Here is a 20,757-nt window from a genome sequence, read left to right as displayed (position 1 = left end):
TTTTAATCGTCCTGACAGGCACGGCAGAGCTTGCTTTAAAGTGAACCACCAGCTGGAGGTTGTGAAAATTCTCAAAAATTAGAACGTTCGTTCCCCGTATGCGAAGGCTTGTCGGTCGATGGTTTTACGCTGCACGGCTATGAGGTACTACAGCGCCACAGTCCAAGTCCCCACCGCCGACGGCCGTCGCTTGAACTCCAACGCCGGTCCCCTGTTCGATGAGCTCGAGCGCTCGTGCTGGGTAGCACTCCGGCGTGTCGACGGTAGCCCTATGCGGCGAGACGAGGATTACACCGTGCCCCTCGGCATTGCGATCCCCCATCCGAACTATGAGATGGGTGCGGACGACGCAGTCGGGGCCGCCATGCGTCAGTGGGGTGTGTCCCGATTTGAGCTCGTCTCCACCAGTCCCGCCACGTCGGCGGATGCTCTATTCGGTGGAGAGACTCTACTTCCGCACCGTCGAGAGATGGCGGATGTGGCGCATGCACTCGATCTTTCTCAGCTCGTCACACTTCACCGCTTCCCGGATCTGTGTTACGAAGAGCTAGCGTCCGAAATCGACCTTCCCACGGCTCAAGCGATTGCCGCCGGCACGACCTACGGCGAACCGCTGGACAACGAGCTTGCGTACATTCTCGCTGACTCCCAACCAAGGGCCTTCCGCCGGGCCGGCGTCCCAGTGCACTACCTCGTGCGAGAAGAAACCGCGGCACCGCGGCGCGATGCGGTACGCGCATTAACTTCCGCGCTCTACAGCGCTGGACGGGTGCCAACCCCGCACGTTTACCACTTCGACCTCAACTACGTGGACCGCACGCTGGATAGCCGAGTGTTCACCGGCGAGCGGCAGAGGGGTGTCACCGCGCAACTTAACAGATCCTTGGTCGAAAGCCTGCTCGGAGGGACTGTGGTTGTGCACTACGGCCACCATGACAATGAGAGCGATTACAGCGCGGACCAGTACCAAGCCGTACGCGCGTTGTTGAGCGCACTGTACGCTGAACCAACCATCCAGGTGGTTTTGGTCGTTCCAGCGGGTAAGAGGAACGTCGAAAAGCGCATGCGAACAAGTTATCCCCGTGCCTTCCTGGGCTTTGAGCCGACCGCTGCCCCGAGCCTTCGCCATGAGCCTGAGGCGACGGTGCTGTGGCTACAGGAGCGCGCTAGGGAGGCGGGGTTGCACCCGGACGAGCGCCTAGACGAATTGGTTGAAGAGAGCTTCGCTACGGGCACCGAACCGCAGGTGTTGTTTGAACAATGGCGCCAAGAGAAGCTGATCCGCGAGGCTTACCCTCAGTACAGCCACCTCGACGTGCCCCAAGGCTCGGAGACTGAGCCGGACGCATCCGCATGGGATCGACTGGATCAGCTCGTTGGATTGGACGACGCGAAACACGTGATTCACGCAACGGTGCAAAAGCACCGCATGCGCCCGCATTACCGAGCGGCTGGGATCGAACTCCCGCCGATGTCATTGCACGCCGCGTTTCTCGGTGCGCCAGGAACAGGAAAGACAGAGGTCGCACGACTGTACGCCGAGATCCTCCGCAGTGAAGGCGTGGTCTCGGAGGGCCGGGTCTTTGAGGTTTCCGGTGCCCATTTGACCAACTTCACCGAGCTTTTCAAGCGCGCGAAAGGATCGGTGATCTTTATCGATGAGGCGTACGGACTCATTGGGAAAAGCGTCACCGATCTGATCGCACAGATGGAGAACAATCGCACTGATACGGTGGTCATCCTTGCAGGGTACAAGGACGAGATGGATGCCCTGTTACGGACAAACCCCGGTTTTAAGTCCCGCATCGGGGTGACGGTGCATTTTCCGGATTACACGCCGGAACAGATGGTGGAGATCTTCCGCGGTTTCGTGTCCGGTGCGGGGCTCCTGCTTGACGACGCCGCACTGCCAGCCGTTCGAGACATCCTGACCCGCACCGGGCGGCCGGAAGACCAAGGCAACGCCCGCCACGTCCGCGATGTATTTGAACAGACAATGGGCAATCTATTGCTACGAATCGAGCGGGAATACCCGGACCCGTCAACCTGCGCCCCGGAGGTTTTGCGGACGGTGATGCCGAAGGATGTGCCTGGCTACGGCGAGTCGGTGGCTTTGGCATCTGCCCCATCTGCGCGCGCAGAGTTGGAAATGTTGATTGGGCTTGAGGAAGTGAAAACCCAGGTGAAAAAGCTTGTGGCCCTTGCATCAGCGCAGAAGCAGCGGCGCGATGCGGGGCTTCCTACCATGCCAATTTCCATGCATATGGCGTTCAAAGGCAATCCGGGAACCGGCAAGACTGAGGTAGCACGGCTGATCGCCCGCATCCTGCGGGAAGAGGGCATTCTGTCGGTGGGCGACCTGGTCGAATGCGGCCGCCAGGACTTAGTCGGCCAGTACGTCGGCCAAACCGCACCGAAAGTACATAGCCTGTTTCGCCGAGCGCGAGGCTCCGTGTTGTTCATCGACGAGGCCTACACCCTCCTAGATATGGGCAACGGCGGCTTCGGCCAAGAAGCAATTGACACCATTGTGAAGGACATGGAGGACTACCGGAACGAGGTTGTAGTGATCTTCGCCGGCTACCCGAAACCCCTCGAGCGTCTCTTCGCAGCCAACCCCGGCTTCAACTCCCGCGTGAAGCACCACATCGCCTTCCCCGATTACAGCACCGACGAACTCATCGAGGTGCTGGACCTCATGGTGGCAGCGAACAAGCTCGATCTGGAACCGGATGTGTATGCGAAAGTTGAGACGATCATCGAAGAGGCGCGTTGCAGCGATAACTTCGGCAACGCCCGGTTCGTACGCCAACTCCTCGAATCTGCTCTGGAAAACCAGGCACTGCGCGGTGGCGGGCAAGTGTTATGCGCACAGGATTTCGAAGCTGAGCCCCGCGGGGTTCAGCGCCACACGCTCGGGTTTCAGTTTTAATAATCTTGGCTCCACTGAAGAAGCAGCGAAACGAGGAAAGACATGCCAGGAAACGAAGTGGACAAGGCGTTTAGGTCCCTCTGCTCATTTTGGGCTGAGCGGTTCCCCCAGGATTCTGCGCCCACTGCCTTCGGCCGGTATCTCGCCTGGGCATCCGAGGTCATCGAGGCCGAGGGTAGCGACATCGACAAATTGGTTTTCCACGAGAAGGACTATGAAGCATTTGGGGAGCGCGGGCTTAGGAAGGAAATGCAGCGGATCCGCAACTTCATGCTCGGTGGGGAGATGAACAAGCCGAACGCTCGACGGGTCTGGCCTAACGTTCCGCAGCATTTTAAGGGCGACCCACGTCGGGCGCGGTTTGTAAGTATCTTGATGAACCCCGGCAGGGATACCCACCTTCAGCGAATTTCGACAGATTCGCTCAATCCCGGTAGCGAGGAAATTCGCTCACTTCTGGATACTGGGGCAACGTTCAGTCTCGAAAATTCGGAACATTACGCGAGTCTCTACAGTGGCAAGCAACTCATAGATTGGCCACCTCCCAGCGAAAAGGAGCAGTTAAACCGCTTGCTCGAGCAGGGCGAAATTCTGGCATCGCTCACCGATGCAGACCTCGCATTTAAGGACCGCTGGAGAAATTGGACTGATCAGGTCAAGCTCTACACCCAAACCGAACCGGACTTGCCTGGATTGACGTTTGAGAATCTGGAATGTTTCGCGGAAATTGAATTGTTCCCGTATCAGTCAGTCAGGTGGCCCGACATCCCGGCTAGCGTGAAAAACCAGTTCGACCACTTCGAGTCGGTAAAAAAGGCGCAGGCCCTAATCATCGCCTTGGCAGAGGACACGCTCGAAGGAGCTGAAGGGGATGTCATAAGACCAGAAAGATCCAGGATCTTTGTGGTTCGCGGAGGTGCACAACTTGATTACTTCCTCAAGCAGACTGCAAACGAGAGGCTTCGTCACTCCATGGGCAGGCTCTTGGATGCTGGCCTTTTATACACGTTCGCCAGTTCCCAAACCCGGGCTTTGAGCGGGAATAACCTCCGGAGGGCTTTCCCGAAGATGAGGGACGAATACCTGGAAGCCGGGGGTGAGGATGGGCCACCGGCTAACAGTAAATTCACGTTCCTCGGTGAGCCCTTCAGCGTTTAACCCCTCCCCCGCGACCAGGCTCCCCAGAGTTTGGCGTAGCGCCCGCCTACGGCAAGGAGTTCTTCGTGTGTGCCGCGCTCCACGATCTCGCCTGCGTCCATCACCAGGATGAGGTCCGCGTCGGCGGCTTGATCGAGGCGGTGGGCGATGACAACGCTGGAGCGACCATCGGTGATCACGCTGGCCGCGTCCTCGAGGGCACCGGCGCCGGCTGAGCCCGCCTCGGCGGTAGCCTCATCCATCACCACGATCGCGGGGTCCATGAGGAAAACGCGCGCGAGCGCGAGCTGCTGCGCCTGCACTGGGTCCAGGCGCTCGCCGCGAGAGCCAACTACGGTGTCCAGCCCGTCCGGGAACTCGCGGTACCACTCCGCTCCGACGGCGTCCAGCGCCTCGCACAGCTCATCGTCGCTGGCATCCGGCTTGGCGACGGTCATATCCTCACGCAACGTTCCCGAAAACACGTGGACGTCCTGGGAAACGAGGGCCAGGCGGGCAACGCGCTCGGAATCGGACAATTGGGTGACTTCGGTGCCGTCGATAAGCACGAGCCCCGAATCGGGGACGCGCAGACCCGCGATGAGGGCGGCGACCGTGCTCTTGCCTGCGCCGGACGCGCCGACGAGCGCGACCTTCTCCCCCGGCGCAACGCGGAGGTCAATGTCGCGGACGGCCCAGTTACCGTCGTAACTGAACCAGACATCCTCGAGGTCGATGCGGCCCTGCGGGGGCGGCGCGCCGCAGTCCGGCACCCGCGGCGGCGGGTTGTGCACCACGCCGACGATGCGGGCCAGCGAGGCATAGCCGGAGTTGAGGGTGTCCAGAGTGTGGATGATGCCCATCATGGGGCGCTTGATGCGGATGATGATCATCATCGCGCCGGTGACTTCGCCGATGGTCAGCTGGCCGCCGCGCACCGCGAGGTAGCTCATGGCAAGACCGGCGACAAGCATGCCCAACTCGATCGCGGCCATTTGGGCCTGCGTGACCATCATGGTGCTGCGGGCGGAGTAGCCGTTCTCCACCACTCGGTAGGACGCGTCGCCGATGCTCGCCTGGGCCCGGTCTTCCCGCTGGAAGGCGTGCAGCGTTTCCAGGCCGTGGATGGATTCGAGCACGCGGGTGGCGCGCTCCGCCATGGAGGCACGCTCCTTGGCGTAGCGTTCAGGCGCGGACTTCAGGTACTGGCGGAAGCTCAAGTAGTACGCCGGCGCGGCGAAGAGCGGGACTACGAGATAGTACGGATCCAAGCCCACCAGCGTGATGGCGGTGGCGATGAGGACAAACACCGCAGACGTGACGGCAGGCAGCGCGTCCGAGATGGAGCTGGAGAGCTCCGCGACATCGTCGGTGGAGCGGGACAACAGGTCCCCGGAGCCGGCCTCCTCGACTCGGTGCGTGGGCAGGTGCAGGGCGGTATCCACCATGTCCTCGCGAAGGTTGGCAATCGCGCGCTCCGCAACGGTGGACAGGATGTAGAACCCGGCCGCGTTGAGTGCGGCGGAGGCGATCGCGGCGAGCGATACTGCGATACCGATCCACAGGATGCGGCCAACAACATCGCCGCCGTCAAGCACCACGTCAACAACGCGTCCGAGCAGGAGCGGCACCGCCATCGAGGCAGCCGCGCCGAGGGAAAGCACCAAGACCGAGAGCCAGAACCGGCTGCGGGCTTGAGGCAGCCCACGCAGCTGGCGGGAGATCTCGTGGCGCACCTCTGCGCCAGTCGCCGTGGGGAAACGCATTACTCCGCCACCGCCTTCCACGCTGGTGAAGAGGTGTAGACCACGGTGGTGCGCCCGGCGCGATGGGTGGCCACGTTCTCCGCAATCGCCTGCTCCGTCACCGAGTCCACGGCCGTGGTGGGATCCTGCAGAATCAGCACGTCTGGGTCCTGCGCGATCGCGCGGGCAAGTGCGACGCGCTGGCGCTGCCCACCTGACAGGCCCGCACCGTGCTCCCCCACCTCGCGTTCCGCGGCGGCGAGGATGTCCTGGCCCGCGGCAACCTCGAGAGCTGCGCGGGCGGCGCTTGGATCATCCGCGACGTTGTTCAGCACCGTGCCCTCGAAAAGGTGGGCGCCGTGCGGTACAACCAAGGCCTGCGCACGGTCGATCTGCGCAAGGTCCGCCGGCGGGGCGCTATCGATGACGGTGAGGCCGGTTGGAAAGGTGGGGGCGGGCAAGTAAGCGCTGAAAAGCGGGGGCTCCAAGAGCAGCCGTGTGATGCGCGCGGCGCTCGCCTGTGCCGGAGCCCAGTTTGCGGCGATGTCTTTGCCCAAGATGGTCATCGGGGTGATGACAAACTGCGTGACGCCGATGATGGTGATCAAGTCCCCGACCGTGATCGTCTCGCGGACCGCGAAAAGCGCCGCGAGGATCGACGCCGCGATGACGTAAATCGTGCCCAGCGCCTCCGTGGTGGCATCCAGCTTCGCGTGGGAGGCGTTGGCACGGATCGTCGCTTGGCGCGCGCGTATCGACGCTTCCTTGTACCTCCCACTGACCACATCCACCGCGCCGAGGCCCTTGATAATGCGCAGGCCCTCCACCACATCGGTGGCTGTGGCGGCAGCCTCGGCGAGGGCCTTTTGCCGCTTACCCGACGTATGCCGCAGCGGTCTGCCTGCTGCGATGGTGCCGAAGACGACGAGGGGCCCGCCGGCGAGAATCGCAATACCCAGCCAGAGATGAATAGAGCCGACCACATACGCCACGTAGGTGATGGTAAGCAGGTACCCCACCGGGAACACCATGAGCATGACAGCGTTTGAGACGCGCTTGACGTCGGTGGACGCGATGGAAAGCAGCTCGCCCGGGGTGTAGCGCTTCCCGCCCACCCCGCGCGGATCCAGAATGCGGCCGGTCACGGCCATGCGCAGGTCGTGCCCAACCGTCAGCATTCCCTTGGACAGCCAACCGCGGCCGAACCAGCCACCCACAGCACCGACGGCCATCACCGCGGCGAGGAGCAGGATGTAGCGCCAGAGGTCCGCCAGGGATTGTGAGGCGATGGCGTTATCGATGGCACGGCCGACAATCACGGGCGCGGAGGCGTTGGTAACCATCATGGCGGTGATGCCGAGCGCTGCCGGGACCGTATAGCGCCACCGGCTGTTGATGGTCTTGATCAGCCAGCGGGGGTCATCGGCGCGGGGCAGCGACGGTGGGGTGTAGTGCAAAACTGGGTTCCTAAAGGGAGCGGATGATGTCAGTGAGACTGTATCCCGTGCGGCCTAGCAGCACTGCTGCTAGTGTTTCGAAGCGAGCAACGCGCGCAGGGGGTGCGCGATGCCTGACTTGGGGGGATTCACCATGCCTTTTATTGCGTACGAATTGTTCTACCGCACCGCCGACTCCATTGCGGATGACGGCGAGAAGGTGGCCATCATCGTCCACGACATCACCACCCAAGAGGTGGATGTGGCACTTGCGAAACCGGGCACGCCATCTGCGCCGAAATGGTTCGGGGACGAGCACGCGGAACGCGTGATCGAACAGCTGCAGGCCATCCTGCAGGGGAAAGACGACCACACCATCGAGATCAACGACCCGACAGATCCCGCGTTCACGCTGCGTCGAGGCGCACCGTTTGAAGCAGAGGACTTGTCTACGGCTACCTACGCCATTGCGAATGACTCGGGTGAAACGAAGCTGTTCCTCGCCTTCATCATTGAGTTCCGCCCGAACCTGCGCTTGCCTAATTGGTTCCCGGTGGCTGTCTTTGTGTACGACCCGCGGGTGAGCCGACTGGTTAGCCACGTGTACGGCCCGGAGAATCCGCTCGCGCCGCGGGGGTACGACCGGAGGCAGCAGAAAATCGTGGGCAAGCGGCTGGACCAGCTGTTCAAGCAGATCGCGACAGCGCACATGGACCCCAGCCCCGGCGTGATCACCCCGTTCAAGAACATGGGGCCGCAATTCCGCTCTATGGGCATTCCCTCCATTGACGCGCCGCATATTCACGACGCACTTGACCAAGCAGTGGAGATGGTGGAGGAATTTGCGGGTCAGCAGGCGTCGTAAAGCACAAGCCCTAAAGCCGGTCCGCTGCCGGATTTTGCGCGAGGGGCCTACCATGGCCCCCATGACCCCTTTGAGCTCTATGTTGAACGTCAACTTCCACTCCGGCGCGGAGGATCTGCGCTCGATCGCCTGGAGCGGGCCGGCTGACCAGTGGTTGCCCACCTCGTGGCAGCAATCGCTCACCGACCTCAGCTACTCCGTGACCGGTTTGTGGGACTCGCTCGTGCGCGCAATCATGCTCTTCTTCTAGTGCTGCGGGGGCGCACTGGCGCGGGTAACGTATCCGGGAAGTTGTTTTGTCTTTGGAAGCTTGGAGCGTTCACGTGAAAATTGCAGTTCTCGGTGGGGATGGTTTTTGTGGTTGGCCCGCATCGCTGCACCTCTCTGACATTGGCCACGACGTGGTCATCGTGGACAACCTCTCCCGCCGCGCCATCGATGAAGAACTCGGCGCAGAATCCCTGACCCCGATCGCGTCCATCGAGGACCGCCTCGCGGCGTGGAAGGAAGTCTCCGGCAAGGAGATCGGCTTCCAGAACATCGACGTGGCCCAGGACTACGAGGGCCTGTACACCTTCATCACCGAGTACCAGCCGGACGCAATCATCCACTTCGCCGAGCAGCGGGCCGCGCCGTACTCCATGAAGAACCACCGCACGAAGCGCTACACGGTGGACAACAACGTCAACGCCACCCACAACCTCCTGGTTGCCGTGGTGGAGTCCGGCCTGGACATCCACATTGTGCACCTGGGCACCATGGGCGTGTACGGCTACGGCACCGCGGGCATGCAGATCCCGGAGGGCTACCTGGACGTGCAGGTGGACGCGGGCGAGAACGGCATTGTTGAGCAGCAGATCCTCTACCCGACCAACCCGGGCTCGGTCTACCACATGACCAAGGTGCTGGATCAGAACATGTTCGCGTACTTTGCCAAGAACGACCAGCTGCGCATCACCGACCTGCACCAGGGCATCATCTGGGGCACCCACACCCCGCAGACGGAGCGCGATGAGCGCCTGATCAACCGCTTCGACTACGACGGCGATTACGGCACCGTGCTCAACCGCTTCCTCATGCAGGCAGCAGTGGGCTACCCGATGACGGTGCACGGCACCGGCGGCCAGACCCGCGCCTTCATCCACATCCGCGACATGGCCAAGTGCATCCAGCTGGCGGTGGAGAACCCGCCGGCGAAGGGTGACCGCGTGATGATCATCAACCAGATGACCGAGACCCACCGCGTGCGCGACCTGGCCAACCTGATCGGCAAGATCTCCGGCGCCGAGGTGCAGATGGTGCCCAATCCGCGAAACGAGGCCGCGGAGAATGAGCTCCACGTAGCAAACGACACCTTCATCGGACTCGGCCTCGAGCCGACCTTCCTCGCAGAGGGCCTGCTCGAAGAGGTGGAGGACGTCGCCCGCAAGTACGCGGACCGCGTGGACCGCTCCAAGATCCCGGCTCGTTCCCTGTGGACGAAGCAGCAGCACGAGGGCGTGCCCGAGGGCGAGAAGTAGTGCGCATCGCGGTTCTCACCGAAGTCTTCCTCCCCAAGATCGACGGCGTAGTCACCCGCACCACCCGCCACCTGGAGCAACTGGCGGAGATGGGCCACGAGGTGCTCATCTTCGCCACCGGTGACGCCCCGAAGGAGTATGCGGGCTTTGAGGTGGTGAAGCTGCCGTCGTTAAGCCTGTGGCCCGTCTACCCCGAGATCAAGTTCGGCCTGCTGGGGCCACGTTTGCCGCGCCGCCTCGCGCAGTTCGAGCCGGATGTGGTGCACGCCGTGAACCCGATCTGGACGGCCGGCTGGTCCACGCTCATTGCGCAGCGGCAGGGCCTGCCTATCGTGGGGTCTTTCCACACCGATGTGCCGGAGTACTGCCTTAAGCTGGGCATTCCGTGGGTGAAGCCGATCTCCGAATGGGGCCTGCGCACCTTCCACGGCACGTGCGAGTACAACCTGGTCACGTCCGGCCCAATGATGGAAAAAGCCGCGCAGTACGGCATCGAGAACGTCGAGCTGTGGCCGAAGGCCGTGGACACGGTGAGCTTCACCCCGGACGCGCGATCCGACGAGATGCGCGCACGCCTCACCGGCGGGCACCCCGATGCGCCGCTGGTGATCTTTGTGGGCCGCATTTCTGCCGAGAAGTCAGTCGAGCGCACGCTGCCCATCTTGGAGGCGCTGCGGGAGCGGGTGCCGGAGGCGCGCCTCGCGCTGATCGGCGCAGGTCCGATGTATGAGGAGCTGCAGCGCCGCTTCGACCGGGACTGGATCACGTTCACCGGCTACCTGTCGGGTGCGGATCTGCACGCGGCCTACGCATCCGGCGACGCGCTGCTCTTCCCGTCAACGACGGAAACGCTGGGGTTCGCGGCGCTCGAGGCCTTCGCGTCCGGCGTGCCGGTGGTTGCGGCAAACGCGGGCGGACTCCCCTTCGTCGTCGCGGACGGTGAGACCGGGTCCTGCTAGCCGCGGGTTGCCACCTCGGCCCAGTTCGGGTTCTCGGCGATCTCGGGCGCGGGGCCGCTGAAGGCCGGGGCGGCGGAGGAATCGTCGTGAAGCTGCCAGCGCAACCACGCGGTGGCGTACGGGTCGCCGAACTCGAGCACGTCGGGGTGATCCGCACCGAGGCGCCGGGCGAGAACGCCGGGGCCGGTCGTCGCGTCGAACGCTTCTTGCACGCCCTTCCACGGGCTGACCATCATGCGGTCTTGGCGCCCGTCGCCCGCCATGATGAACACCGGCACCTCTACCTCGTTGACGCGGTAGGGCCAGCCGTTGTTTTTTGCAATGTTCGCCGAGGCCGGGCTGGCCACATACACGGCATCGATAGCGCCGTTTTCCGCGGTGGCGTTGAACGCGCCTACCCCGCCCTGGGAGTGACCGTAGAGCGCAATTCGCTCCACATCGGCCCGCGGTTCGAGGCTGGAGAGCGCATCAATGGTTCGCAGCGTTGACTGCGCGTCACCGGCATGCGGTTCTTCATTGCCGACCACCACGAACCCCCAGCTCGCGAGGTGCTCGAGGATCGGCAAATAGTCACTGGCCGGCGTTGAGGTGCCGTTGACCATCACCACCGTTGGCCAAGGGCCGTCACCTTCAGGCACCGCCACGGTGTAATCATCCACGAGGTTCACCGTTACAGCGTGAGGCCCCGGAGCTTGGTACGCCGCCTCGATCGGACCGCCCGTTTCGACGTGGTCGGCGTACCCTGCGGCAACGCCATCGTCCCCGGTGACGCTGTCTGCGTGAACCCACTGCATGAATCCCACAAACCCGGCGAACGCAATGACAAGAGCCGCCACTATGCAGGCGGCAATGATGGCGGCTCGTTTCATGCAGGCGAGGGTAGCAAACTACTGGATCTCGCTCGGCTCCTTGCGGGCCGGGTAGATCTTCGGGCGCACGCCTGCGATCTCCTCCACAACGCGGACGACCTGGTTGGAGTAGCCGTACTCGTTGTCGTACCAGACGTACAGCACCAGGTGCTTGCCGGAGGCGATGGTAGCCAGGCCGTCGACCACACCGGCGTGGGTGGAGCCGAGCAGGTCGGTTGACACAACCTCCGGGGAGTTGATGTAGTCGATCTGCTGGCGCAGGTTGGAGTCCGTGGACACACGGCGCAAGAAGTTGTTGACCTCTTCCTTCTCAACCTCGGTCTCCAGCTCGAGGTTGATCACGGCCATGGACACATCCGGCGTGGGCACGCGGATGGCGTTACCGGTGAGCTTGCCGGCGAATTCCGGCAGCGCCTTGGACACGGCCTTGGCGGCACCGGTCTCGGTGAGCACCATGTTCAGGCCAGCAGCGCGGCCGCGGCGCGGGCCCTTGTGGAAGTTGTCGGCCAGGTTCTGGTCGTTGGTGTAGGAGTGGACGGTCTCCACGTGGCCGTGGGTGACACCGTAACGGTCGTTGATCACCTTCAGCACCGGGGTGATGCCGTTGGTGGTGCAGGAGGCTGCGGAGAGGACGCGGTTGTCGCCGATCATGTCCTGGTTGATGCCGTAGACAATGTTCGGGATGTCGCCCTTGCCCGGGGCGGTGAGCAGCACACGGTCCACGCCCTTGGCCTCGAGGTGGCGGGACAGGCCTTCGCGGTCGCGCCATGCGCCGGTGTTGTCCACCACGATGGCGTTGTCGATGCCGTACTGGGTGTAGTCGATCTCGGACGGGTTGTTGGCGTAGATCATCTGGATCGGGGTGCCGTTGGCCCAAATGATGTCGTTGTCACGGTCAACGGTGATAGTGCCGTTGAAGGCGCCGTGGACGGAGTCGCGGCGCAGGAGGGACGCGCGCTTCACAATGTCCTCGTCGCCCTTCTTCCGCACCACAACAGCGCGCAGGCGCACGCCACCGTAGGTTGCCTCGCGGGCGATGAGGATGCGAGCTAGCAGGCGGCCGATGCGGCCGAAGCCGTACAGCACAACGTCGCGAGCCTCGAGCTCGGAAGAGGTGCCCACGACGTCGGCAAGCTCCTGCTCCAAGAACGCGCGCAGGTCCTGGCCCTCGGACTTGCGGTACTCGCGGGCGAGACGGCCGAGGTCGATGGAAGCGGTGCCCAGATCCATCTCGACGAGCTCCTTGAGGATCGGCAGCGTCTCATCCAGAGGCAGCTCCTTCTCCTCGATGCGGCGTGCGTAGCGGTGCGCCTTAATGATGTCGATGTCCGTCACACCGATCAAGAGGCGGCCGTAGATCGAGGTCACCGCGTTGTGCTCGCGGTGCAGGCGGCTGATCAGCGGCAGCATCTCCTGCGCAAGCTCAAGCTTGCGGTTCCAGTCATCGCGGGGGTTGGTGGTCTCGGTCACGTCGCTCCTTAACAATGTGAGACTCGGGGGCAGATAACGCCCGTAGGTCACCCCCAAGTCTAACGTTTCCGCCCTCCTAGCGGGCCCCCTTTGAGTTTGAAACTCCCCGCGTGCACCCCGGTGCTGTTTACCCAGAGTTCACTGTAATGTAACGTTTGGAGCGTATTTTCAGGGGTGTCATAGCTTTCCCTAAGCAAGGAGCTCCTATGTCCACCGTCACCTCCCCATCCCGCTCGCTCTCTGCAGCAATCCTCGCCGCTGCATTGATCGCCCCACTCGCGGCCACGCCAGCGGCTGCTGCTGATGGCACCACTTACTACTCCACTAAGCAGCCATACTCTCCGGCTGCCACTATCTCTAGCTACAGCAAGGCTCCCGCTGGCTTTACGCAGATTTACACTTCCTCAGTCGACCGCCATGGCTCTCGTGGTCTTTCCAGCTTCAAATACGATGACCTAGCTCAGCAGATGCTGGAGGACGCTAAGGCAAAGGGTCAGCTCACTGAGCTCGGTGAGCGTTTGATCCCGCAGGTTGAGGCCATGATCAAGGCCAACGAGGCACTCACCGGCCCGGGAGAGCCCGGCTACGGCAGCTTGACCGCTTTCGGCCGCAAAGAACTCCGCGGGATTGGTCAGCGCAACGCTGAGCGAAATGCAGCGTTGCTCAAGGACATTGAGGCCCAGAACCTCTCCGTCAAGTTCATGTCCTCTGGAGAGGATCGCGCAATCGAATCTGGCCAGCAGTTCGGCGCTGGTCTTCTTGAGAAGGCCCCGGGGATTGCCGACAATTTGGTCGATGGCGTCGACGGCGAGACTGTGAAGCTGGAGGCACGAAAGGACCTCCTCTACGCACACAAGGACAAAAAGTCAGATTCTTACAAGGCCTACAACGCATGGAAGAACGGCGACGAACTCAAGGCGAAGGTAGACGCTGCGTATGTCAAACCGGACTCCCAGAAGGCAGCGAAGGCGCTCCTGGGAAAGATTTTCACCCCTGAGTTCATTGCAGACTTGGAGATGGAGTCCGCTGAACCGAAGTACGTCGGACGCGGTGACCAAGAAAAGACTGTCACCGGCGTTGTCGACGCAGCGCTGCAGTTCTACAACCTTTACATCATCGCGCCGGCGATGGAGAATGAGGCCGCTAAGCCTGCTGAGGGCTGGATCTTTGATCAGTACATGGACGACCAGGATTGCAGACTTGGAGATGGAGTCCGCTGAACCGAAGTACGTCGGACGCGGTGACCAAGAAAAGACTGTCACCGGCGTTGTCGACGCAGCGCTGCAGTTCTACAACCTTTACATCATCGCGCCGGCGATGGAGAATGAGGCCGCTAAGCCTGCTGAGGGCTGGATCTTTGATCAGTACATGGACGACCAGGATGGCCCCACGTTTGCCTACCTGTTGGATGTCGAGGACTACTACGAGAAGGGCCCAGCCATCGAAGGCCAGACCGTAGCGTACGACAACTTTGTTCCGTTGCTGGAGCACATGATCAACGGCGTCAAGGACCGCGCGTCGGGTGGCAAGGTCGCTGCGGAATACCGCTTCGGCCATGCTGAAACAATTATTCCGCTCGCCGCATTGCTGAAGCTCCCAGGCTCCCAGAAGGGCGTTCCAGCTGATCAGGTGATGGATTACTCCAACTCCGATTGGCGCGGCGACAGGGTTTCTCCGATGGCCGCGAACATTCAGTGGGATGCATTCCAGAACGCTGAGGGCGTGACCTTGGTGCGCATGCTCTATAACGAGGCAGAGATTCCGTTCCACGCAGGCTGCATGCCGGTGATGGATGATTCGACCTTCTACTATCGAAGAGCTTGAGGCTTGTCTGCCACTTGGCGCGGTCTCCGATCACTCGAAGGCGCGCCCCGAGCTGGGCGGGACGCAGCCTCAGGGATCTTCGACCGCTGGCACCGTCGCAGCTGCCGTCGGCGGAATCATCGCGCTTCTTGCGGTTCTCGGCTTCGGTGCCGTGCAGCTGGGACTCCTCGATCTCGCCGCACTCCCGCTGCCGAAGCTGCCGTTGTAATTAGCGCAGCACCTCGCGGTACTTCGCCGGGTCCGGCTGGGGCTCGAACTGCGCCGACTGGTCTTTATCCACCAGCACGGCGCGCACGCCCTCGGCGAAGTCCGGTTCGCGGCGCATCAGCTCGCCCAGCACGCGCTCATTCTCCAGCGCACCGGCGAGGTCGAGCTTCGCGTTCGCCTCGAACAGCTCCGCGGCGGCGACGAGGGCTGACGGCGAAGCCTTGGCGGTGAGTTCCTCCACGAAGGTCTTGAACTCGCCGTCGAGACGCGCTTCGATCTCCTCCCAGGAACCGCCGAAAGCTGCCTCGATGTCGTCGAACCAGCGGGCAAGCTCGCTGTCGCCGGCCTCGAGGGCAACCTCATCCAGCACTCCAAGGCCGTCCTCCGCAATACGGTCCACCAGGCCCTCCACCGTTTCCACCTTGTGCGTGGCCAGGCCGAGAGCGAGCATGTCATCCGGCGTGAGGCGGTAGCCGGTCAAACCCAGGAACTTGCCCAAGTTGGTCGACGGGCGCTTCGGCAGATTCTGCAGTGTCCAGCTCATGCCCACGTCCGTGACGTAGCCGATGTTCATTTCCGGCATGGAAGCGAACGCACCCTCCGCCACCACAAAGTGGGAACCATGGGCCGAAACACCCATGCCGCCGCCCATGTTCACGCCGGAGATCAGCGCCACATACGGCTTCGGAAACTCGGCGATGTAGTTGTTCATCGCATACTCGAATGCGAAGAACTCGTCGATGTACGCCTCGTTACCGTCCAGAATCTCTTGGCGGGCGGACTTCACGTCCCCGCCGGAGCAGAAGTGCTTGGAGTTGGAGTGGATGACCACCTGTTCCACGGCGTCGTCGGTTGCCCACTCGCGCAGCGCTGCATCGATGGCCGTGACCATGTCGTAGTTGAGCGAATTCAGCGCTTTGGGGCGGTTGAGGGTGAGCACACCGGTGGTGCCGCGCACTTCAGCAATCACAAATTGTTCGTTCGGTTCAGTCATGCGACTAGTGTTCCACATCACACCCCTGCTGCGCAGGTAGGCTGCGGGGCGTGAATTCACCGAAACTCGTAGCTTTGGACATGGATGGCACGTTGCTCACCCCGGCGGGTGAGATCCCGGACAGGTTTTGGCAGGTGCTTGCGGATGCCCGCCGGGCCGGCATGCTCGTCGCCCCCGCCTCCGGCCGCCAGCTGGCCACGCTGCGGGACATGTTCAGCCGCGACGCACCGGAGACGTTTATCGCAGAAAACGGCGCGGTGGTGTGGCACCAGGGCGAGGTTGTTTCCACCACCCCAATGGCGGAATCGCCCGTCTCGCGCCTTGTCGCCGCGCTCGAGGATGCGCCGTTTACCGCCTACGCCGTGATCTGCGCACCCGAGGTGTGTTTCACCAGCGACGATCTCCCCGCCGAGATCGAAGAGGAAATTGCCAAGTACTACCATTCCCGCGAAACGCTCACCTCGCTGACGGATGCCCCGCTGGACAACATCATCAAGATCGCCCTCTACGTGCAATCCGACGCGGAAGCGGATGCGCTTCCCTGGGTCGAAGCGCTGGTTCCGGAGCTGCGCGCGCTTGTGAGCTCGAAGCATTGGCTGGACATCATGCACCCGGACGCGGATAAGGGTGCTGCGCTTACCGCGCTTGCCGACGCTCTTTCGATCCACCACAACGACACGGCAGCGATCGGTGATTACCTGAACGATTACGGCATGCTCAAAGCCGCGGGCTACGCGGTGGCGATGGGCAACGCCCATGAGGACCTCAAAGCCATTGCGGATGAGGTTATTGGGAATTGCGCGGAAGAAGCTGCCGTCGAAAAGCTTGGTGCGTGGCTCAAGTGATCGACTTCTTCCAACCCGCCGACGTGGTGGCGCCGCAGCTGCTCGGCTGCGTGATCACCATGAACGGGGTGAGCATCAGGCTCACTGAGGTGGAGGCGTACCTCGGCGCGGCAGATTCGGCAGCGCACACGTTCAACGGCAAAACAGCCCGGAACGCGGCGATGTTCGGCCCGCCCGGGCGACTGTACGTGTACTTCTCCTACGGCATCCACCACAACGGCAATATCGTCTGCGCGCCGGAGGGCGACGGCCAGGGCTGCCTCATGCGCGGCGGCGAGGTCGTGGCGGGCGAGGATTTGGCGCGGGAGCGAAGGCAGCGCCCGGAGCGGGCACCGATCCCTTACGACAACCTCGCGCGCGGGCCCGGCAACCTCGGCCAGGCCCTGGGGCTGCAGCTGGTGGACAACGGGACGCCGGTGCAGCTCACCATGCGAGACAGTGAGCCGGAATGGGTGGCCGGCCCGCGCATCGGCATTTCCAAGAATGCCGGCGCACCGCTGCGGTTCTGGATCCCGGGCAACCGCACGGTATCCACACCGCGCGGCTACCCACGCTAGTTTTTCTTGGACTTCTTCTTGTGCTTCTTCGGCTCCTCGAGCTTGGCGGCGGCATCCGGCACGTAGCGGAACTCGTCGCGCGGGGGGCGCTCGTAATCCGTGGTCTCCGGGCGCGGCGGGATCTCCGGCAGCTCCGGCTGGATGTGCTCGTACGGGATGGTGGACAAAAGGTGCGAGATCACGTTGATGCGGGAGCGCTTCTTGTCCTCGCTCTCCACCGTGTACCACGGCGCGGAGGGGATGTCGGTGTGGATGAACATCTCATCCTTCGCTCGGGAGTACTCCTCCCATTTGGTGATGGATTCCAGGTCCATCGGGGAGAGCTTCCACTGGCGCAGCGGATCCTCGCGGCGGGAGACGAAGCGGTTGTACTGCTCCTCATCAGACACGGAGAACCAGTACTTGCGGAGCATGATGCCGTCCTCCACCAGCAGGCGCTCGAAGATCGGAGCCTGGTGCAGGAAGCGGCGGTACTCCTGGGAGGTGCAGAAGCCCATGACGCGCTCCACGCCGGCGCGGTTGTACCAGGAGCGGTCAAAGATCACGATCTCGCCTGCGGCGGGGAGCTTTTCCACGTAGCGCTGGAGGAAGTACCACTGGCCCTGCTCGCGCTCGGTCGGCTTCGGCAGCGCCTCGATGCGACAGGTGCGCGGGTTCATGTACTGCGTGATGCGCTTGATTGCGGAGCCCTTACCTGCGGCGTCGCGGCCTTCCATGATGATGACAAGGCGCGCGCCCGTCTCCACAACCCAGTGCTGCATGGCCACCAGCTCAGCCTGGAGCCGGAGCAGCTCCTTCTCGTAGGCCTTGCGGGATAGCTTCGGGGGTTTCTTATCGCTCATACCCACAACCGTAACGGATCGGTTGCGGGGGCATTTTGCCGGCTAGTTCAGGAAGTACTCGGCAAGGTAGATCGTGTCCCCGTCGCGGGCCACGGCAACGCCGAAGCGCTTCGGCTCCTTCGTTGGCGTCGTCTCTACGGCGTCGATGACCTCTTCCTTGGTCAGGAAGCCGATACGCTCCTGCGCGTCCTGCGGGCCCAGCTTGTAGATGTTGCCCGTTCCGCGGTCCGTCGCCGTCACCCCGCGGCCGACATCACCGGTGAACTTTGCTTCGCCCCGAGCGGCCTGCTGCGCCCACTGCTCTGCAATTGCCTGCGCCTCCGGGTCCTTGCGGTGGCCCTCTTTGGCAAGTTGTTTCTCGGATTCGTCGAGAAGCGTCTGCTCTGTGCTGCGCTGCACCTCTTCCGTGGTGCGGCCGGTCAGCGAAATGCGGTCCGGCAGGGTGATGCCCACTTTTTTCGCGCCGTCGATGACGCCGCGCGGAATTTCAATGTCCGGCAGTTGCGGGATGGTGATGTTTGCGCGGGAGGAAAGCCCGTTGAGCTCGATGGATGCGATGGGCTTGGGCAGAGTGCTGTCGGAGCTGGTGTCCTGCGCGAAGGCCGGAGTCGCGCCGAAGGTGAGCGCGGCGGCGAGGGCGAGCGCTCCGATACCCGCCGCCGTTCCGCGATTATGTCCGTTATTCCACATGCGACAGATTGTGGCACATAAATCACAGCAGTAACGCGCGACGCGCCGAGCTACCCTTCCAGCCGCTCCCCCAGTTCAAGCCATTCCATCTCCAATTCATCGCGCGCGTCCCGCGCTTGGGACAGCTCGCGCGTCTTGGCGCCGATCGCCTCAAAATCCGGGGCCGCCGCGGCAGACAACTCCCCGATCTCCGCCTCCAGCGCCTCGGCCTGCGCATCGGCCTTCTCGATCTTCTTTTCCAGCGCGTTCATCCGTTTCCGCAGCTCCCGCTCCTCCTGGGAGGAAAGGGCGCTGGGCTTACTGGGCTTTTCGACGTTCGCTTTCACCCCGTCGCCCAAATCCAGCACCCCAGCTTGGCCCTGGGCAGCGGCGCGGCGGTCAAGGTACTGCTGGATGCCGCCCGGGAGGTTGGTCAGCTGCCCGTCACCGAAGAGCGCGTAGGTGACGTCGGCGATGCGCTCAATCAAGTAGCGGTCGTGCGAAATGACCACGAGCGTGCCCGGCCAGTTGTCCAGCAGGTCTTCGAGCTCCTGGAGGGTGTCAATGTCCAGATCATTCGTCGGCTCGTCGAGCAGCAGCACATTCGGCTCGCTCATAAGCACGCGCGTGAGCTGCAGTCGGCGGCGCTCACCACCGGAGAGGTCACCCACCGGGGTACGCTGGCGCTTCGGGCTGAAGCCGAGGCGCTCCGCCAGCTGGGAGGCAGACAACTGCCCTTTGCCCAGCTCGATATACGTGGCCACATCCTCAATCGAATCGATCACACGGCGTGTGGGATCCAGGTCGTCGAGCTCCTGGCACAGCCAGCCGATGCGCGTGGTCTGCCCCTCTATGCGCTTGCCTGCCGCCAGCGGGTACTCCCCCGCCAGCGTGCGAAGCAGCGTGGTCTTGCCGGAACCGTTGACGCCCACCAGGCCAATGCGCTCGCCAGGGGCAAGTCGCCACGTGAGATGGTCCACCAGCGTGCGCCCGTCCGGCGCGTCAATGCGGGCATCCTCCAGCTCAATGACCACACGGCCCTGACGCTGCTTCGAAAACGCCATGAGCTCCACAGAGTCGCGCGGCGCGGGCACGTCTGCGATCAGCGCTTCGGCGGCTTCAATGCGGTAGCGCGGCTTGGAGGTGCGCGCCGGCGCGCCGCGGCGCAGCCACGCCAGCTCCTTGCGGGCCAGGTTGCGGCGGCGCTGCTCCACCGCATCCGCCTGCCGGGCGCGTTCCGCGCGGGCGAAAGTCCAGTCGTTGTACCCGCCCTCGTACACATCAACCTGCCCGTCGTGCACCTCCCACGTCAGGGTGGCCACGGTGTCCAAGAACCAGCGATCGTGCGTCACCACAACGACAGCAAGCTTGCGGCTCAGCAGATGGTCCGCCAGCCACTGCACGCCCTCCACGTCCAGGTGGTTCGTCGGCTCATCCAACACCACCAGGTCCAGGTCCTGCACCAGGGCGGCGGCAAGGTTGACGCGCCGGCGCTCGCCGCCGGAGAGCTGACCAACTGGCGTATCTAGCCCCAGCGCGGCCACGCCGGTGCCCTGCAGTACCTCGCGCACCTTGGCGTTGGATGCCCACTCAAAGGTTTGCAGCCCCAACGGTTCGACGACGGCTTGGCCCACCGTCAACGTGTCCTCAAGCTCGAAGCGCTGCGTCACCACCGCCATGCGCAGGGAGGAGTTGTGGGACACGCGGCCGGCATCCGGCGGCTCAATGCCAGTCAGCACCTCCAACAGCGTGGTCTTGCCACCGCCGTTGACGCCGACGATGCCGATGCGGTCGCCCGTCTGCACACCGAGGGACACGCCGTCCAGGAGCGTTTTCAGCCCCCAGGTTTTGGAGACATTTTCGAGGTTGATCAGGTTAGACATAGC

Annotated in this window: 19 protein-coding genes; 11 read left to right on the top strand and 8 right to left on the bottom strand. The window is 63.1% G+C overall.

The window, feature by feature from the left end; all coding sequences use genetic code 11:
* The first annotated feature begins 139 nt into the window (after positions 1 to 139).
* Entirely contained in the window at positions 140 to 2,932 is a 2,793-nt protein-coding gene (locus tag JZY91_RS03170) for an AAA family ATPase (protein WP_234948525.1), read from the top strand.
* A 42-nt stretch (positions 2,933 to 2,974) separates the two neighbouring features.
* Positions 2,975 to 4,090: a hypothetical protein gene (locus tag JZY91_RS03165; RefSeq protein WP_234948524.1), complete on the top strand. Its 1,116-nt coding sequence runs from the start codon at positions 2,975 to 2,977 to the stop codon at positions 4,088 to 4,090.
* Here JZY91_RS03165 and JZY91_RS03160 read toward each other — a convergent pair.
* Positions 4,087 to 5,835 carry an ABC transporter ATP-binding protein gene (locus JZY91_RS03160; protein WP_234948523.1) on the bottom strand — a complete coding sequence of 583 codons (1,749 nt, stop codon included), beginning with the start codon at positions 5,833 to 5,835 and terminating at the stop codon, positions 4,087 to 4,089. The two genes, JZY91_RS03165 and JZY91_RS03160, sit on opposite strands and share 4 nt — an antisense overlap.
* On the bottom strand, positions 5,835 to 7,271 hold the full coding sequence (locus JZY91_RS03155; protein ID WP_370639251.1) for an ABC transporter transmembrane domain-containing protein: 1,437 nt from the start codon (positions 7,269 to 7,271) through the stop codon (positions 5,835 to 5,837). Before JZY91_RS03155 ends, JZY91_RS03160 begins: the two co-directional genes overlap by 1 nt.
* Before the next feature lie 133 nt (positions 7,272 to 7,404).
* On the opposite strand from JZY91_RS03155, the gene JZY91_RS03150 reads away from it, so the two are divergent.
* From JZY91_RS03150 to JZY91_RS03135, 4 genes are all read left to right on the top strand, one after another.
* Entirely contained in the window at positions 7,405 to 8,115 is a 711-nt protein-coding gene (locus tag JZY91_RS03150) for a hypothetical protein (protein WP_234948522.1), read from the top strand.
* A gap of 61 nt (positions 8,116 to 8,176) precedes the next feature.
* Positions 8,177 to 8,365, top strand: coding sequence for a hypothetical protein (locus JZY91_RS03145; protein WP_234948521.1), 189 nt, complete (start codon positions 8,177 to 8,179; stop codon positions 8,363 to 8,365).
* 73 nt (positions 8,366 to 8,438) lie between these two features.
* Positions 8,439 to 9,635: an NAD-dependent epimerase/dehydratase family protein gene (locus JZY91_RS03140; protein WP_234948520.1), complete on the top strand. Its 1,197-nt coding sequence runs from the start codon at positions 8,439 to 8,441 to the stop codon at positions 9,633 to 9,635.
* Positions 9,635 to 10,594, top strand: coding sequence for a glycosyltransferase family 1 protein (locus JZY91_RS03135; protein ID WP_234948519.1), 960 nt, complete (start codon positions 9,635 to 9,637; stop codon positions 10,592 to 10,594). The genes JZY91_RS03140 and JZY91_RS03135 overlap by 1 nt, the downstream gene beginning before the upstream one ends.
* Here the strand turns inward: JZY91_RS03135 and JZY91_RS03130 are convergent.
* Positions 10,591 to 11,463 carry a S9 family peptidase gene (locus tag JZY91_RS03130; RefSeq protein ID WP_234948518.1) on the bottom strand — a complete coding sequence of 291 codons (873 nt, stop codon included), beginning with the start codon at positions 11,461 to 11,463 and terminating at the stop codon, positions 10,591 to 10,593. The genes JZY91_RS03135 and JZY91_RS03130 overlap by 4 nt on opposite strands.
* An 18-nt stretch (positions 11,464 to 11,481) precedes the next feature.
* Complete coding sequence (locus JZY91_RS03125) at positions 11,482 to 12,933, bottom strand: glyceraldehyde-3-phosphate dehydrogenase (RefSeq protein ID WP_370639250.1); 1,452 nt, start codon at positions 12,931 to 12,933, stop codon at positions 11,482 to 11,484.
* A 467-nt stretch (positions 12,934 to 13,400) separates the two neighbouring features.
* On the opposite strand from JZY91_RS03125, the gene JZY91_RS03120 reads away from it, so the two are divergent.
* From JZY91_RS03120 to JZY91_RS03110, 3 genes are read left to right on the top strand one after another with little or no spacing between them, the layout of a single operon-like run.
* The gene (locus tag JZY91_RS03120) at positions 13,401 to 14,153 is read left to right on the top strand and encodes a histidine-type phosphatase (protein ID WP_234948517.1); all 753 of its coding nucleotides are present in this window, start codon (positions 13,401 to 13,403) and stop codon (positions 14,151 to 14,153) included.
* A complete protein-coding gene (locus JZY91_RS03115) occupies positions 14,140 to 14,757 on the top strand; it encodes a histidine-type phosphatase (RefSeq protein WP_370639277.1) in 618 nt (205 codons plus the stop codon). The genes JZY91_RS03120 and JZY91_RS03115 overlap by 14 nt, the downstream gene beginning before the upstream one ends.
* Entirely contained in the window at positions 14,726 to 14,965 is a 240-nt protein-coding gene (locus JZY91_RS03110; RefSeq protein ID WP_234948515.1) for a hypothetical protein, read from the top strand. Before JZY91_RS03115 ends, JZY91_RS03110 begins: the two co-directional genes overlap by 32 nt.
* Here the strand turns inward: JZY91_RS03110 and JZY91_RS03105 are convergent, their stop codons facing one another.
* The gene (locus JZY91_RS03105; protein ID WP_234948514.1) at positions 14,966 to 15,958 is read right to left on the bottom strand and encodes a 3-hydroxyisobutyryl-CoA hydrolase; all 993 of its coding nucleotides are present in this window, start codon (positions 15,956 to 15,958) and stop codon (positions 14,966 to 14,968) included.
* 50 nt (positions 15,959 to 16,008) lie between these two features.
* Here JZY91_RS03105 and JZY91_RS03100 point away from each other — a divergent pair, with 50 nt between their 5' ends.
* Together JZY91_RS03100 and JZY91_RS03095 are read left to right on the top strand one after the other, a co-directional pair.
* Positions 16,009 to 16,803, top strand: a complete 795-nt coding sequence (locus JZY91_RS03100; protein WP_234948513.1) for a Cof-type HAD-IIB family hydrolase — start codon at positions 16,009 to 16,011, stop codon at positions 16,801 to 16,803.
* Positions 16,800 to 17,360, top strand: a complete 561-nt coding sequence (locus tag JZY91_RS03095) for a DNA-3-methyladenine glycosylase (RefSeq protein WP_234949028.1) — start codon at positions 16,800 to 16,802, stop codon at positions 17,358 to 17,360. The genes JZY91_RS03100 and JZY91_RS03095 overlap by 4 nt, the downstream gene beginning before the upstream one ends.
* Here the strand turns inward: JZY91_RS03095 and ppk2 are convergent.
* From ppk2 to JZY91_RS03080, 3 genes are read right to left on the bottom strand one after another with little or no spacing between them, the layout of a single operon-like run.
* Positions 17,357 to 18,202 carry a polyphosphate kinase 2 gene (ppk2, locus tag JZY91_RS03090; protein WP_234948512.1) on the bottom strand — a complete coding sequence of 282 codons (846 nt, stop codon included), beginning with the start codon at positions 18,200 to 18,202 and terminating at the stop codon, positions 17,357 to 17,359. The genes JZY91_RS03095 and ppk2 overlap by 4 nt on opposite strands.
* Positions 18,203 to 18,244: 42 nt before the next feature.
* Positions 18,245 to 18,892, bottom strand: coding sequence for a hypothetical protein (locus JZY91_RS03085; RefSeq protein WP_234948511.1), 648 nt, complete (start codon positions 18,890 to 18,892; stop codon positions 18,245 to 18,247).
* A gap of 50 nt (positions 18,893 to 18,942) precedes the next feature.
* Entirely contained in the window at positions 18,943 to 20,754 is a 1,812-nt protein-coding gene (locus JZY91_RS03080) for an ABC-F family ATP-binding cassette domain-containing protein (protein WP_234948510.1), read from the bottom strand.
* Positions 20,755 to 20,757: the final 3 nt, after the last annotated feature.

The organism is Corynebacterium sp. CNCTC7651, assembly GCF_021496665.1.
Classification (GTDB): Bacteria; Actinomycetota; Actinomycetes; order Mycobacteriales; family Mycobacteriaceae; genus Corynebacterium.
This window is presented reverse-complemented; position numbering and strand designations above follow the sequence as displayed.

Excerpts from the sequence above, each read along its gene's own strand:
- JZY91_RS03170 (WP_234948525.1), top strand. The coding sequence starts at position 140 with ATGAGGTACTACAGCGCCACAGTCCAAGTCCCCACCGCCGACGGCCGT.
- JZY91_RS03165 (WP_234948524.1), top strand. The coding sequence starts at position 2,975 with ATGCCAGGAAACGAAGTGGACAAGGCGTTTAGGTCCCTCTGCTCATTT.
- JZY91_RS03160 (WP_234948523.1), bottom strand. The coding sequence starts at position 5,835 with ATGCGTTTCCCCACGGCGACTGGCGCAGAGGTGCGCCACGAGATCTCC.
- JZY91_RS03150 (WP_234948522.1), top strand. The coding sequence starts at position 7,405 with ATGCCTTTTATTGCGTACGAATTGTTCTACCGCACCGCCGACTCCATT.
- JZY91_RS03145 (WP_234948521.1), top strand. The coding sequence starts at position 8,177 with ATGACCCCTTTGAGCTCTATGTTGAACGTCAACTTCCACTCCGGCGCG.
- JZY91_RS03130 (WP_234948518.1), bottom strand. The coding sequence starts at position 11,463 with ATGAAACGAGCCGCCATCATTGCCGCCTGCATAGTGGCGGCTCTTGTC.
- JZY91_RS03120 (WP_234948517.1), top strand. The coding sequence starts at position 13,401 with ATGCTGGAGGACGCTAAGGCAAAGGGTCAGCTCACTGAGCTCGGTGAG.
- JZY91_RS03115 (WP_370639277.1), top strand. The coding sequence starts at position 14,140 with ATGGAGTCCGCTGAACCGAAGTACGTCGGACGCGGTGACCAAGAAAAG.
- JZY91_RS03110 (WP_234948515.1), top strand. The coding sequence starts at position 14,726 with ATGATTCGACCTTCTACTATCGAAGAGCTTGAGGCTTGTCTGCCACTT.
- JZY91_RS03105 (WP_234948514.1), bottom strand. The coding sequence starts at position 15,958 with ATGACTGAACCGAACGAACAATTTGTGATTGCTGAAGTGCGCGGCACC.
- ppk2 (WP_234948512.1), bottom strand. The coding sequence starts at position 18,202 with ATGAGCGATAAGAAACCCCCGAAGCTATCCCGCAAGGCCTACGAGAAG.
- JZY91_RS03085 (WP_234948511.1), bottom strand. The coding sequence starts at position 18,892 with ATGTGGAATAACGGACATAATCGCGGAACGGCGGCGGGTATCGGAGCG.
- JZY91_RS03080 (WP_234948510.1), bottom strand. The coding sequence starts at position 20,754 with ATGTCTAACCTGATCAACCTCGAAAATGTCTCCAAAACCTGGGGGCTG.